Annotated in this window: 12 protein-coding genes; 10 read left to right on the forward strand and 2 right to left on the reverse strand. The window is 71.7% G+C overall.

Features of this window, described 5'->3' with window-relative positions; all coding sequences use genetic code 11:
• Positions 1-59 precede the first annotated feature (59 nt).
• The 8 genes from ACFYXE_RS06535 (at position 60) to ACFYXE_RS06570 (ending at position 9334) form a co-directional block, all read left to right on the forward strand.
• Positions 60-1562: a gamma-aminobutyraldehyde dehydrogenase gene (locus ACFYXE_RS06535; RefSeq protein ID WP_389309325.1), complete on the forward strand. Its 1503-nt coding sequence runs from the start codon at positions 60-62 to the stop codon at positions 1560-1562.
• Positions 1563-1628: 66 nt separating this feature from the next.
• The gene (locus ACFYXE_RS06540; protein ID WP_389309328.1) at positions 1629-2882 is read left to right on the forward strand and encodes a spermidine/putrescine ABC transporter substrate-binding protein; all 1254 of its coding nucleotides are present in this window, start codon (positions 1629-1631) and stop codon (positions 2880-2882) included.
• A 107-nt stretch (positions 2883-2989) separates the two neighbouring features.
• Positions 2990-4150 carry an ABC transporter ATP-binding protein gene (locus ACFYXE_RS06545; RefSeq protein WP_361178689.1) on the forward strand — a complete coding sequence of 387 codons (1161 nt, stop codon included), beginning with the start codon at positions 2990-2992 and terminating at the stop codon, positions 4148-4150.
• Positions 4147-5082: an ABC transporter permease gene (locus ACFYXE_RS06550; RefSeq protein ID WP_389309332.1), complete on the forward strand. Its 936-nt coding sequence runs from the start codon at positions 4147-4149 to the stop codon at positions 5080-5082. The genes ACFYXE_RS06545 and ACFYXE_RS06550 overlap by 4 nt, the downstream gene beginning before the upstream one ends.
• Complete coding sequence (locus tag ACFYXE_RS06555; protein WP_361178695.1) at positions 5082-5882, forward strand: ABC transporter permease; 801 nt, start codon at positions 5082-5084, stop codon at positions 5880-5882. Before ACFYXE_RS06550 ends, ACFYXE_RS06555 begins: the two co-directional genes overlap by 1 nt.
• A gap of 33 nt (positions 5883-5915) precedes the next feature.
• Positions 5916-7334 (forward strand): NAD(P)/FAD-dependent oxidoreductase, encoded by a 1419-nt coding sequence (locus ACFYXE_RS06560; RefSeq protein WP_389309336.1) that lies wholly within the window; start codon positions 5916-5918, stop codon positions 7332-7334.
• Positions 7335-7564: 230 nt separating this feature from the next.
• The gene (locus ACFYXE_RS06565; protein ID WP_361178701.1) at positions 7565-8068 is read left to right on the forward strand and encodes a hypothetical protein; all 504 of its coding nucleotides are present in this window, start codon (positions 7565-7567) and stop codon (positions 8066-8068) included.
• A gap of 129 nt (positions 8069-8197) precedes the next feature.
• Positions 8198-9334, forward strand: coding sequence for a chitinase (locus ACFYXE_RS06570; protein ID WP_389309604.1), 1137 nt, complete (start codon positions 8198-8200; stop codon positions 9332-9334).
• 23 nt (positions 9335-9357) lie between these two features.
• On the opposite strand, the gene ACFYXE_RS06575 is transcribed toward ACFYXE_RS06570, so the two are convergent.
• Positions 9358-10467: an endonuclease/exonuclease/phosphatase family protein gene (locus ACFYXE_RS06575; RefSeq protein ID WP_389309340.1), complete on the reverse strand. Its 1110-nt coding sequence runs from the start codon at positions 10465-10467 to the stop codon at positions 9358-9360.
• Positions 10468-10554: 87 nt separating this feature from the next.
• Here ACFYXE_RS06575 and ACFYXE_RS06580 point away from each other — a divergent pair, with 87 nt between their 5' ends.
• Together ACFYXE_RS06580 and ACFYXE_RS06585 are read left to right on the forward strand one after the other, a co-directional pair.
• Complete coding sequence (locus ACFYXE_RS06580) at positions 10555-11325, forward strand: response regulator transcription factor (protein WP_389309342.1); 771 nt, start codon at positions 10555-10557, stop codon at positions 11323-11325.
• Complete coding sequence (locus ACFYXE_RS06585; protein WP_389309345.1) at positions 11318-12412, forward strand: sensor histidine kinase; 1095 nt, start codon at positions 11318-11320, stop codon at positions 12410-12412. The genes ACFYXE_RS06580 and ACFYXE_RS06585 overlap by 8 nt, the downstream gene beginning before the upstream one ends.
• Here ACFYXE_RS06585 and ACFYXE_RS06590 read toward each other — a convergent pair.
• Positions 12357-13094 (reverse strand): phosphatase PAP2 family protein, encoded by a 738-nt coding sequence (locus ACFYXE_RS06590; protein ID WP_389309348.1) that lies wholly within the window; start codon positions 13092-13094, stop codon positions 12357-12359. The genes ACFYXE_RS06585 and ACFYXE_RS06590 overlap by 56 nt on opposite strands.
• Positions 13095-13235 lie beyond the last annotated feature (141 nt).

The following is a 13235-nucleotide window of genomic DNA, read 5'->3' on the forward strand; positions in this document are numbered from 1 at the left end:
CAAATCGATCTGGAGCTACGCCGACCCCCGGGACGGGGAGGACGGCGGAGGAGAGCGTCATGCACAACTTCCAGGCGCAGGACCACTTCGCGGACGGCGCGCAGTACATCGCCGGGCGGCTGACCAAGGGGACGTCGGGCAGCACCCACGCGGTCGTCGACCCGGCCACCGGCGACGAGGTCTACTCGTACGAGCTCGCCGGAAGAGACGACGTCGACGCCGCCGTCGCCGCGGCGGCCGAGGCCTTCCCCGGCTGGGCGGGCGCCACCCCGGGCGAGCGCTCGGACGCCCTGCACCGCTTCGCGGGCGTCCTCGCCGAGCGCGCCGAGGAGTTCGCGCAGGCCGAGTCGCTGCAGTGCGGCAAGCCGATCAAGCTGAGCCGCGAGTTCGACGTGCCCGGCACCGTCGACAACGCCGCCTTCTTCGCGGGCGCGGCCCGGCACCTGCAGGGCCAGTCGGCCGGTGAGTACACCGGCGACCACACCTCGTACGTACGCCGCGAGCCCATCGGCGTCGTCGGCTCCATCGCGCCCTGGAACTACCCGCTCCAGATGGCCGCCTGGAAGGTCCTGCCGGCGATCGCCGCGGGCAACACCATCGTGCTCAAGCCCGCCGAGCTCACCCCCTTCACCTCGCTCCTCTTCGCGCGGGCCGCCACCGAGGCCGGCATCCCCGACGGTGTCCTCAACATCGTCTCGGGCGCGGGCAAGGAGGCCGGCGAGCACCTCGTGGGCCACCCCGACGTCGCCATGACGTCCTTCACCGGGTCCACCGGCGTCGGCAAGCGCGTCGCCGAGATCGCCACCGCCACCGTCAAGCGGCTCCACCTGGAGCTCGGCGGCAAGGCGCCGTTCGTCGTGTTCGACGACGCCGACCTCGACGCCGCCGTGCACGGCGCGGTCGCCGGCGCGCTCATCAACTCCGGGCAGGACTGCACGGCCGCCACGCGCGCGTACGTGCAGCGTCCGCTGTACGACGCCTTCGTGCAGGGCGTCGCCGACCTCATGGCCGGTGTGCGTCTCGGCGACCCGTTCGACCCGAGCACCGACATGGGGCCGCTCATCTCGCACGCGCACCGCGACCGCGTCGCCGGCTTCGTCGACCGGGCCCGCTCCTCCGCGCGCGTGGTCACCGGCGGCGAGGCGCTCCGGCACCCCGGCGCGTACTACAAGCCCACCCTGATCGCGGACGCCGCGCAGGACAGCGAGATCGTGCAGTCCGAGATCTTCGGCCCGGTGCTCGTCGTGCTGCCCTTCGACTCCGACGACGAGGGCATCCGGCTCGCCAACGACACCCCCTACGGGCTCGCCGCCTCCGCCTGGAGCCGCGACGTGTTCCGCGCCAACCGCGCCACCCGCGAGATCAAGGCCGGGTGCGTATGGGTCAACGACCACATCCCGATCCTCAGCGAGATGCCGCACGGCGGCTACAAGGCGTCGGGGTACGGGAAGGACATGTCTGCGTACTCGTTCGAGGAGTACACGCAGGTGAAGCACGTCATGTTCGACAACACCGCGGTGGTCCGCAAGGACTGGCACCGCACGATCTTCGGGGACCGATAGTCAGCAGCCACGTCGTCACCAGGCCGCCCGACCAGCGGCCGCCTTCCCGGAAGGGCAACCACGAGCATGGAGCAGTACGAGCCCGACAGCCTGTCCCCGGCCCAACTGGCCGCCATGCACCGCAGCCTGCGCGGCGGCAGGCCCCTGGCCCCGACCCGACGCACCGTGCTGCGCGCCTCCACGGGGGGCGCGCTCGCGTTCGGCGGGCTCGGGGCGCTGAGCGCCTGCGGCATCCCCGCGGCGGGCAAGGACAAGGGAGAGGTCTCGTCCGAGGACCACTCGGCCAAGGAGAAGCGCATCGCCTTCTCCAACTGGACCGAGTACATGGACGTCGACGAGAAGGACAAGAACCGGCGGCCCACCCTGGCCGCGTTCACGCGGCGCACCGGGATCTCGGTCAAGTACACCGAGGACATCAACGACAACGTCGAGTTCTTCGGGAAGGTGAAACCGCAGCTCGCCGCGGGCCAGGACACCGGGCGTGACCTGATCTGCGTGACGGACTGGCTGGCGGCCCGGCTCATCCGCTTCGGCTGGGTCCAGAAACTGGACCCGGCCAACCTGCCGCACGCCTACACCAACCTCTCCTCCCAGTTCCGCGACCCCGACTGGGACCCGGGCCGCGCCTACTCGTATCCCTGGACGGGCATCTCCACCGTCATCGCGTACAACAAGAAGGCGACCGGCGGGAAGAAGATCACCTCGGTCTCCCAGCTCCTCGACGACCCGAAGCTGAAGGGGCGCGTCGGGTTCCTCTCCGAGATGCGCGACACCGTCGGCATGACGCTCATCGACATGGGCAAGGACCCCGCGGACTTCAGCGACGACGACTTCGACGCGGCGATCGCCCGCCTGCAGAAGGCCGTCGACAAGAAGCAGATACGCCGCTTCACCGGCAACGACTACACCTCGGACCTCGCCAAGGGCGACATCGCCGCCTGCCTCGGCTGGGCCGGCGACATCGTGCAGCTCCAGGCGGACAGCCCCGACGTCGACTTCCACATCCCCGAGCAGGGCTACATCACGTCCACGGACAACCTGCTCGTCCCCAACAAGGCGCGCCACAAGCGCAACGCCGAACGGCTCATCGACTACTACTACGAGCCGAAGCCGGCGGCCCGCCTCGCCGCGTACATCAACTACGTGTGCCCGGTGGACGGGGTGCGGGACGAGCTCGCGAAGATCGACGCCGAGGCCGCGTCGAACCCGCTGATCATCCCCGACAAGGAGATGAAGGCGAAGTCGCGGGCGTTCCGCTCGCTGACGCCGAAGGAAGAGACCGCGTACGAAGAGAAGTTCGCGAAGCTGACGGGGGCGTAGGCCGCTGCGCCGTGGATCCGTCCGCGGCTCCGTCGTGGTTGCTCGCGCAGTTCCCCGCGCCCCTGAAGGGGCCCACCTGTTCCCCCTCGACTTCCCCTGGACCCACCATGACCTCTTCTCAAGAATCCGGCGGCGACGTCCGCCTCAGCGGGATCAGCAAGACGTACGGCTCCTTCACCGCCGTGCACCCGCTGGACCTCACCGTGCCCCAGGGCTCCTTCTTCGCGCTGCTCGGGGCGTCCGGGTGCGGAAAGACCACCACGCTCCGCATGATCGCGGGCCTGGAGGAGCCGAGCTCGGGGACGGTCCACCTCGGTGACCAGGACGTCACGGCGCTGCCGCCGTACAAGCGGCCGGTCAACACCGTCTTCCAGTCGTACGCGCTCTTCCCGCACCTGGACATCTTCGAGAACGTCGCCTTCGGCCTGCGCCGGCGCGGCATCAAGTCCGTGAAGAAGCAGGTCGGCGAGATGCTCGACCTCGTCCAGCTCGGTGAACAGGCCCGCAAGAAGCCGCACCAGCTCTCCGGCGGCCAGCAGCAGCGCGTCGCCGTCGCCCGCGCCCTGATCAACACCCCCAAGGTGCTGCTGCTCGACGAGCCGCTCGGCGCGCTCGACCTGAAGCTGCGCCGCCAGATGCAGCTGGAGCTCAAGCGCATCCAGACCGAGGTCGGCATCACCTTCGTGCACGTCACGCACGACCAGGAGGAGGCCATGACCATGGCCGACTCGGTGGCCGTGATGAACGGCGGCCGTGTCGAGCAGCTCGGCGCCCCCGCCGACCTCTACGAGAACCCGCGCACCACCTTCGTCGCCAACTTCCTGGGCACCTCCAACTTCATCGAGGCCGAGATCAGCGCGGCCAGCGGCGACGACCTGGTCCTGAAGGCCGGCGACTGCAAGCTCACGCTGCCCCGCGCCCGATGTACGGCCCCCACCGCGACCGGCGGCAAGGTCCTCGCCGGCATACGGCCGGAGAAGATCTCCCTCACGCACGCGGACGACGCCGGGCAGATCCCCGCGGGCCGCAACCGCATCACGGGCCGCATCGCCGACAGCAGCTTCATCGGCGTCTCCACGCAGTACGTCGTGGACAGCCCGCAGTGCGACTCCTTCGAGGTGTACGCGCAGAACATCGAGCGGGACGGCCGCCTCACCCCGGGCACCGAGGTCGTCCTGCACTGGAACCCGGCGCACACCTTCGGCCTGGACGCCGCCCAGGACGTCGAGGCGGGCGTCGAGAAGGTCGAGGAGGACACCTCCGCATGACGACCGTGACCGACGCACCACCGCCGCAGGCGCCCGCCCCCGAGGACCCCGCGCCGCGCAGGCCCCGCAGGCGCGGCCGCCTCGTCCCCTACTGGCTGCTGCTGCCCGGCATCCTCTGGCTCGTCGTCTTCTTCGCGCTGCCGCTGGTCTACCAGGCGTCGACCTCCGTGCAGACCGGCTCCCTCGAAGAGGGCTTCAAGGTCACCTGGCACTTCGCCACCTACTGGGACGCGCTCACCGACTACTGGCCGCAGTTCCTGCGCTCGGTGCTCTACGCGGGCGCCGCCACAATCCTGTGCCTGCTGCTCGGCTACCCGCTGGCGTATCTGATCGCCTTCCGCGCGGGCCGCTGGCGCAACGTCATCCTCGTCCTGGTCATCGCGCCGTTCTTCACCAGCTTCCTGATCCGGACGCTCGCCTGGAAGACGATCCTCGCGGACGGCGGTCCGGTGGTCGGCGCCCTCAACTCGCTGCACGTCCTGGACGTCACCAGCTGGCTCGGGGTCACCGACGGCGACCGGGTCCTCGCCACGCCCCTCGCGGTGATCTGCGGACTCACGTACAACTTCCTGCCGTTCATGATCCTGCCGCTCTACACCTCGCTGGAGCGCATCGACGGCCGGCTGCACGAGGCCGCGGGCGACCTGTACGCCAGGCCGTCCACCACCTTCCGCAAGGTGACCTTCCCGCTCTCCATGCCGGGCGTCGTCTCCGGCACGCTGCTGACCTTCATCCCGGCGGCGGGCGACTACGTGAACGCCGACCTGCTCGGCTCCACCGACACCCGCATGGTCGGCAACGTCATCCAGACGCAGTTCCTGCGCATCCTGGACTACCCGACGGCCGCGGCGCTGTCCTTCATCCTCATGGCCGCCATTCTCTTCATGGTGACCTTCTACATCCGCAAGTCGGGGACGGAGGATCTCGTCTGATGGCCCTTGTACGCTGGCTGCGGCGCCATCTCGTCGTCATCGCGGGCCTTTTGACGCTCGCCTATCTGCTCCTTCCGAACGTCGTCGTGACGGTGTTCTCCTTCAACAAACCGAAGGGGCGCTTCAATTACTCCTGGCAGGAGTTCTCGCTCGACGCGTGGAAGAATCCGTGCGGGGTCGCCGACATGTGCGGCTCGCTCTCGCTGAGCCTGCAGATCGCCACCTGGGCGACCATCGGCGCGACCGTCCTCGGCACGATGATCGCCTTCGCGCTGGTGCGCTACCGGTTCCGCGCCCGCGGCGCCGTGAACTCGCTGATCTTCCTGCCGATGGCGATGCCCGAGGTCGTCATGGCCGCCTCGCTGCTCACGCTCTTCCTGAACATGGGCGCGCAGCTCGGCTTCTGGACGGTCCTGATCGCCCACATCATGTTCTGCCTCAGCTTCGTGGTGACCGCCGTCAAGGCGCGCGTCATGTCGATGGACCCGCGCCTGGAACAGGCCGCGCAGGACCTCTACGCCGGTCCCGTGCAGACCTTCCTGCGGGTGACCCTGCCGATCGCGGCGCCGGGCATCGCGGCGGGCGCGCTGCTCGCCTTCGCGCTCTCCTTCGACGACTTCATCATCACGAATTTCAATGCGGGCTCGACTGTGACCTTCCCCATGTTCGTCTGGGGATCCGCGCAGCGGGGTACGCCCGTTCAGATCAATGTGATCGGCACGGCGATGTTCCTCGTCGCCGTCCTTCTCGTACTCTCCGGAATGCTCATCGGCAAACGCCGGAACAAGCAAGCGAACTGACGCTCTCACCGTTTTTCTGAAGGAGTGGAAATCATGGCCCCAAGCGCCATGACCCGTTGGACCAAGTCCCTCTCCGACGCCCGGCCGGTCTCGTACTGGCTGGACGACCCCGGCAGGCCCGCCCCCGAACCCGCGCTCACCGGCGACGACCGCTGCGACCTCCTGGTCGTCGGCGGCGGGTACAGCGGGCTGTGGACCGCGCTCATCGCCAAGGAGCGCGACCCGCGGCGCGAGGTCGTCCTGGTCGAGGGCCGCGAGGCGGGCTGGGCCGCCTCCGGCCGCAACGGCGGCTTCTGCGCCGCCTCCCTCACCCACGGCATCGCCAACGGCCTGGCCCGCTGGCCCGGCGAGATCGAGAAGCTGGAGGAGCTCGGCGCCCGCAATCTCGACGAGATCGAGGCGGCCGTCAAGCGCTACTCCATCGACTGCGACTTCGAGCGCACCGGCGAGATCGACGTCGCCACCGAACCGCACCAGCTGGCCGAACTGCGCGAGATGTACGCGGAGATGGCCGAGCACGGCCTGGCCGGCGGCGCCGAGCTGCTCGACGCGGACGCCCTGCGCGAGCACGTCGACTCGCCGACCTTCCTCGGCGGCCTCTGGGACCGCGACGGCGTCGCCCTGCTCAACCCGGCGAAGCTGGCGTGGGGCCTGAAGCGGGCCTGCCTGGAGAAGGGCGTGCGCTTCTACGAGCACACGCCCGCCCTCGAACTGGCCGCCGCGGGGGCGGGGATGGCGGTCCGCACGCCCTACGGCCGGGTCTTCGCCCGCCAGGTCGCGCTCGCCACGAACATCTTCCCCTCGCTGGTCAAGCGGCTGCGCCCGTACACCGTCCCGGTCTACGACTACGCGCTGATGACCGAGCCGCTGACCGACGGGCAGCTCGCCTCGATCGGCTGGAAGAACCGCCAGGGCCTGGGCGACAGCGCGAACCAGTTCCACTACTTCCGGCTGTCCGCCGACAACCGCATCCTGTGGGGCGGCTACGACGCGATCTATCCGTTCGGCGGGAAGGTGCGCGCGGAGTACGACGACCGCCCCGAGACGTACGCGAAGCTCGCGGGCCACTTCTTCACCTGCTTCCCGCAGCTGGAGGGCGTCCGCTTCACGCATGCCTGGGGCGGCGCGATCGACACGTGCTCGCGCTTCTCGGCGTTCTTCGGCACGGCCCACAAGGGGCGCGTCGCCTACGCGGCCGGCTACACCGGCCTCGGGGTCGGGGCCACCCGGTTCGGCGCCGACGTGATGCTGGACCTGCTGGCCGGGGAGCCCACGGAGCGTACGGACCTGGAGATGGTCCGCACGAAGCCGCTGCCCTTCCCGCCCGAGCCGTTCGCCTGGACCGGCGTCGCGCTCACCAAGTGGTCGCTCGCCCGCTCCGACGCCAACGGCGGAAAGCGCAACCTCTGGCTCAAGACGATGGACAAGCTGGGCCTCGGCTTCGACAGCTGAGGCCGCCGCGGCCGTGCGCGGCTCGTGCGTGCGCGGCTCGTGCGTGCGTGGCTCGTGCCTGCGCGGGTCGTGCGTGCGCGGGGCTTGATCGACCGGCGCACGCCCCGCCGCCCACCTGCGCTCCGCCGCGCTACCAACTGGTAGCCGCAACCCGCGTAATGCTCCGGCCCGAGACCTCTCTCTCCTGTGACGCGTACTGCTGTCGTCGTACAGGAAAGGGAGGTCCCGCCATGACGGGCACGAGTGGCACAGGTGGTCCGGGAGCGAAGTCGGCGGTCGAGTGGCTGGTCTCGGTGGCGCCGGATCCGGACGCCTGCCGCTGGGAGTGGGAGCGCAATCCGCTGGGGGTCGCGATGCTGCCGGCCGGGAAGCGCTGGGACGTGCTGATCCTGCCCGGCGACCTCGGCCGCCCCACGCTCGACGTGCTCACCCGCTGCGTGGACCGGCCGGGGCCCGTGCTCGCCGACTTCGGCGACGAACGCATGGGGTTCTTCGTGCCCGCGGGCACGGTGTCGCGGTGGCTCGGCACGGGCGTGCGCGGCGCGGGCCACGGCACCTGGATCGTCGTGCCCTATCCGGGGCGGGCCACCGGGGGAGTGCGCTGGCTGGTCCCGCCGGACGGCTCGGGCACGCTGACGGACCCGGCGCTGCTCGAACTCGCGATGCACGAGGCGGCCGCGGGGCTGGCGCGCGAGGGGCATGCGGGGCGCGAGGGGCCCGAGGGCGCGCCGTGAGCTCTGCCGGACATCTTGACAACCCGATTGGTCTGGACCAAGTTAAGCGCGACCCGCCCTCCAATCCCCCCATGCCCGGAGGTAGTTGTGGACCGCTCCCTGTTGCCCCGAACCGGCAGGGCAAGCCGCATCAGACGCCTGGCCGTGGTGGCCGTCGCGGCCTGTGCGCTCGCCGCGTCCGGCCTGCTCGCCTCGACCGACGCGACGGCGTCCCCCGAACGCCCGTCCGCCGCGCCCCACCGGTCGGCCGCGCTGCCCGACCACGCCCTGGTCGGCTATCTGCACACCAGCTTCGCCAACGGCTCCGGCTACACCCGCCTCGCGGACACCCCCGACAGCTGGGACGTCATCGACCTCGCCTTCGGCGAGCCGACGTCCGCGACCTCGGGCGACATCCGCTTCGGGCTCTGCCCCAGGACCGAGTGCCCGAACGTCGAGACCAAGGACGAGTTCAAGGCCGCCGTCAAGGCCAAGCAGGCGGCGGGCAAGAAGGTGCTGATATCCATCGGCGGCCAGAACGGCCAGGTGCAGCTCACCACCGCGCAGGCCCGCGACACCTTCGTCTCGTCCGTCTCCGCCATCATCGACGAGTACGGACTCGACGGCCTGGACATCGACTTCGAGGGCCACTCGCTCTCGCTGAACGCCGACGACACGGACTTCAAGAACCCGAAGACGCCGGTGATCGTCAACCTGATCTCCGCGGTGAAGACGCTCAAGGCCAAGTACGGCGCCGGCTTCACGCTCACGATGGCGCCCGAGACGTTCTTCGTGCAGCTCGGCCACCAGTTCTACGGCACCGGCAAGTGGGGCGGCCAGGACCCGCGCGCGGGCGCCTACCTGCCGGTCATCCACGCCCTGCGCGACGACCTCACGCTGCTGCACGTCCAGGACTACAACTCCGGGCCGATCATGGGCCTGGACGGCCAGTACCACTCCATGGGCGGCGCGGACTTCCACATCGCGATGACCGACATGCTGCTGACGGGCTTCCCCGTGGCGGGCGACCAGAACAACGTCTTCCCGCCGCTGCCGCCCCAGAAGGTCGCCATCGGCATGCCGGCCTCCGTCAACGCGGGCAACGGCCACGTGGCGACCGGTGAGGTGAACAAGGCCCTGGACTGCCTGACCAAGGGCACCAGCTGCGGCTCGTACCGGACCCACGGCACCTGGCCCGCCCTGCGCGGCCTGATGACCTGGTCGATCAACTGGGACCGCTTCAACGCGGGGGAGTTCTCCAAGAACTTCGACGCGTACTTCGGCTGAGTCCCCGCGCGCGGGCCCGGCGTTCACCAGCCGACGCCCGCCGCCACCGGCAGGTGGTCGCTGCCGGTCCCGGGCAGCAGCCACGCGCTGGCCGGCCGGACGCCGCGGACCAGGATCTGGTCGATCCGGGCCACCGGGAAGGACGCCGGCCAGGTGAAGCCGAAGCCGTCACCGGCCTTCTCCTGGACCGACGTCAGCCGCGAGGTGAGACCGGCCAACGCGCGGTCGTCGACGGTCCCGTTCAGGTCGCCGAGCAGCACGAGACGCCGGTTCCGCTCGGCGGCGACGGCCTCGGCGAGCGCGCGGGCGTTGCGGTCGCGCGTCCCGGTGGCGAAGCCCGTGCCGGGGGAGACCCGTACGGACCCCAGGTGGGCCACGTACACCGCGAGCGGTCCCCGGCGGGTGGTCACCGTGGCGCGCAGCGCCCGGTTGTCGGGCAGCTTCGCCGCCTCCGGCTTGGCGTCCCCCAGCGGCCCGACGTCCGTCGCGATGTCGACCGGCCGGACGCCGGACAGCGGCAGCCTGCTCCACAGCCCGACGGTGCCGAGCACCGCGTGGTGCGGGTACGCCTTCGCCAGCACCTTCTCGTAGGTGCCCCGGGCCCGCGGGGTGATCTCCTCCAGGGCCAGGACGTCCACCCCGGAGGCGGCCAGGCCGCGGGCGGTGCGGGCCGGGTCGGGGTTCTCGGCGGCGACGTTGTGCGAGGCAACGGTGAGGTCGCCGCGCGCGTGCGCCTTGTCGCCGAGCAGCCCGCCGAAGAGGCTCGTCCAGACCACGGCGGGCAGCAGCAGCGCGAGCACCGCGGAGGCGGACCGCCGCCACAGCGCGGCGGCGAGCAGCAGCGGGACGCCCAGCCCCGACCAGGGCAGGAACGTCTCCACCAGACTGCCGAGGCCGCCGCGGTCGATGATCCGCGCGTGCCACAGCAGGAGCGAGCCCAGCGCGAGGGCGAGCCCGGCGAGCACGAGGCCGCGCTTCCACGGCCCCGGACCGGAGAGGGCACGGGCGAGGGAACGGGCCGCGTGACGGAGGCGCGCCCGCGTTCCTTCGCCGGGCGGCGGGTCGCTCCGGCCGCTCCGCGCCGGGGCGTCCTGCCCGGTCGTCGCCGGGCCGAGGAGGGGAGTACGTGTCATGGCGCCCAGTCAAGGCGGCGCGGTGTTGTCCGGACGTATCCGGTTTTCGATACGCCGGCGACATGCCCCCGCTCGTAGCCTCGAAGCATGCGTGTACTGATCGTCGAGGACGAGCCCTATCTGGCCGAGGCCATCCGCGACGGCCTCCGCCTGGAGGCGATCGCGGCCGACATCGCGGGCGACGGCGACACCGCCCTGGAGCTGCTGGACGTCACCACCTACGACATCGCCGTCCTGGACCGCGACATCCCCGGCCCGACCGGGGACGAGATCGCCGCGCGGATCGTCGCCTCCGGCAGCGGCCTGCCGATCCTCATGCTCACCGCCGCCGACCGGCTCGACGACAAGGCCACCGGGTTCGGGCTCGGCGCCGACGACTACCTGACCAAGCCCTTCGAACTCCGGGAACTGGTACTCCGCCTCCGGGCGCTCGACCGCCGACGCGCGCACGCCCGGCCGCCGGTACGGGAGATCGCCGGGCTGCGCCTCGACCCGTTCCGCCGCGAGGTGTTCCGGGACGGCCGGTACGTGGCGCTGACCCGCAAGCAGTTCGCCGTGCTCGACGTGCTGGTCGCTGCCGAGGGCGGGGTGGTCAGCGCGGAGGACCTGCTGGAGCGCGCCTGGGACGAGAACGCGGACCCGTTCACCAACGCGGTGCGCATCACGGTGTCGGCCCTGCGCAAGCGCCTGGGCGAGCCGTGGCTCATCGCGACCGTGCCGGGCGTCGGCTACCGCATCGACACGGCACCGGGCGACAGGGCACCCGGCGGTACGGCACCCGGCGGTACGGCACCCGGCGACACGGCACCCGGCGACACGGCCCCCGGCGGCGGGCGTGCGGGCGGCGGCCGTGGATAGGCCGCCCGGCCCGAGCGTGCGCCTGAGACTCACCCTCAGCTACGCCGGATTCCTCATGGTGGCCGGGTTCCTGATGCTCGTCGCCGGGTGGCTCTTCATGACGCGGGTGCGGCACGTGGGGCTCGCCTTCGACCCCGAGTACCGTCTCGCCGTCGCCCGCTCCTTCGCCCCGCTCGCGGCCGTCACGATGGCGTTCCTGCTGGTGTTCGGCCTGGTGGGCGGATGGTTCCTCGCCGGGCGCATGCTCGCCCCGCTGGACCGCATCACGCACGCCACCCGGATGGCCGCGAACGGCTCGCTCTCCCACCGCATCCGGCTGCCGGGCCGCAAGGACGAGTTCCGTGAGTTCGCCGACGTCTTCGACACGATGCTCGCCCGTCTGGAGGCGCACGTCGCCGAGCAGCGCAGGTTCGCGGCCAACGCCTCGCACGAGCTGCGCACCCCGCTGGCCGTCTCGAAGTCGCTCCTCGACGTGGCCCGCACCGACCCGCCCCGCGACCCGCGCGAACTCGTCGAGCGCCTGCACGCCGTCAACACCCGGGCCATCGACCTCACCGAGGCGCTGCTCCTGCTCAGCCGCGCCGAGCAGCGGTCCTTCACGCCCGAACGCGTCGACCTGTCCCTCATGGCGGAGGAGGCCACCGAGACGCTGCTGCCCCTCGCGGAACGGCACGGCGTCACCCTCGACACCGGCGGCGACATCGCCCCCGCCCCCGGCTCCCCGGCGCTGCTGCTCCAGCTGACGACGAACCTCGTGCAGAACGCGATCGTCCACAACCTGCCCGAGGGCGGCTGGGTCCGGGTCCGCACCGGCGTCCGCCCCCGCACGGTGCTGCTCACCGTCGAGAACACCGGCGAGCGGCTCGCCCCGGAGCTGGTCGCGACCCTCACCGAGCCCTTCCGGCGCGGCACCGCGCGGGTGCACAGCGAGCGGGGCGGTGTCGGCCTGGGGCTGGCCATCGTCAGGACGATCGTCCAGGCGCACGACGGCACCCTCACCCTCGCCCCGCGCCCGGAGGGCGGCCTCCGGGTCACCGTGGAGCTGCCCGCGCCGCCCGTCCGTACCGCGCGATCACCAGCACCATGACCTGGAGCAGCATCCCGCACAGCAGCCAGGAGGCGACGACGTCGGCGGGCCAGTGGTAGCCGCGCCGGGTCAGGCCGAGGCCGACGCCCACGTTCAGCAGGACGCAGCCGATGACCAGTTCGCGGCGGCCGTACGCGCCGCGCAGCAGCGGGAGCACGAGCAGCACCGCCGCGCCGTAGGCGACCGTCGCCGTCGCCGTGTGGCCCGAGGGGTAGTAGCCGGAGCCGTCCATGCCGGGCGGGCCGGTGCGGTCGACGGCGGCCTTGAGCGGGACGACCAGCGCCGGCACGGCGGCCATGGCGAGCGCGGCGGCCACCGGGGGCAGCCACCAGCGGAACGCCCCGGCACGGCGGGCCCGCCAGGCCGTGTACGCGAGCACGGCGAAGAGCACCGGGACCGCGACCGTCGTGTTGCCGAGGTCGGCCAGGAACTCGGAGGCGGCGTCCGGCAGCCGACTGCCGGTCAGGGCCCGCCCGGCGCGTTCGTCGGCCCGCCGCAGCGGCCCGTCGGCGACGACCCCCCAGGTCAGGAGCGCGAACAGCAGCGCGCACACCGAGAGCGAGCGCACCGGCCGCCGGGGGACGGGCAGCCCCCCGCCCGGCGGCGCGGACGCACCGTCGGCGTGCGGGGCCGGAGAGGCCGGGGATGCCGGAGACGCCGGGGACGCCGGGGATGAGCACATGCCCCCAGCCTGGCAGGAATGATCGCCGTCACGCTGCGCACCGTGCAACGCGCCGGGAACCTGCTCGACGGGCGGGGGCGGACGGCCCGACCCGGTACGGGGTGCGGACATGCCGAAGGGCCGGCGCAAGGGGGGGGAGTG

The sequence above is a fragment of the Streptomyces sp. NPDC002564 genome (genome assembly GCF_042889645.1).
Taxonomy (GTDB): domain Bacteria; phylum Actinomycetota; class Actinomycetes; order Streptomycetales; family Streptomycetaceae; genus Streptomyces.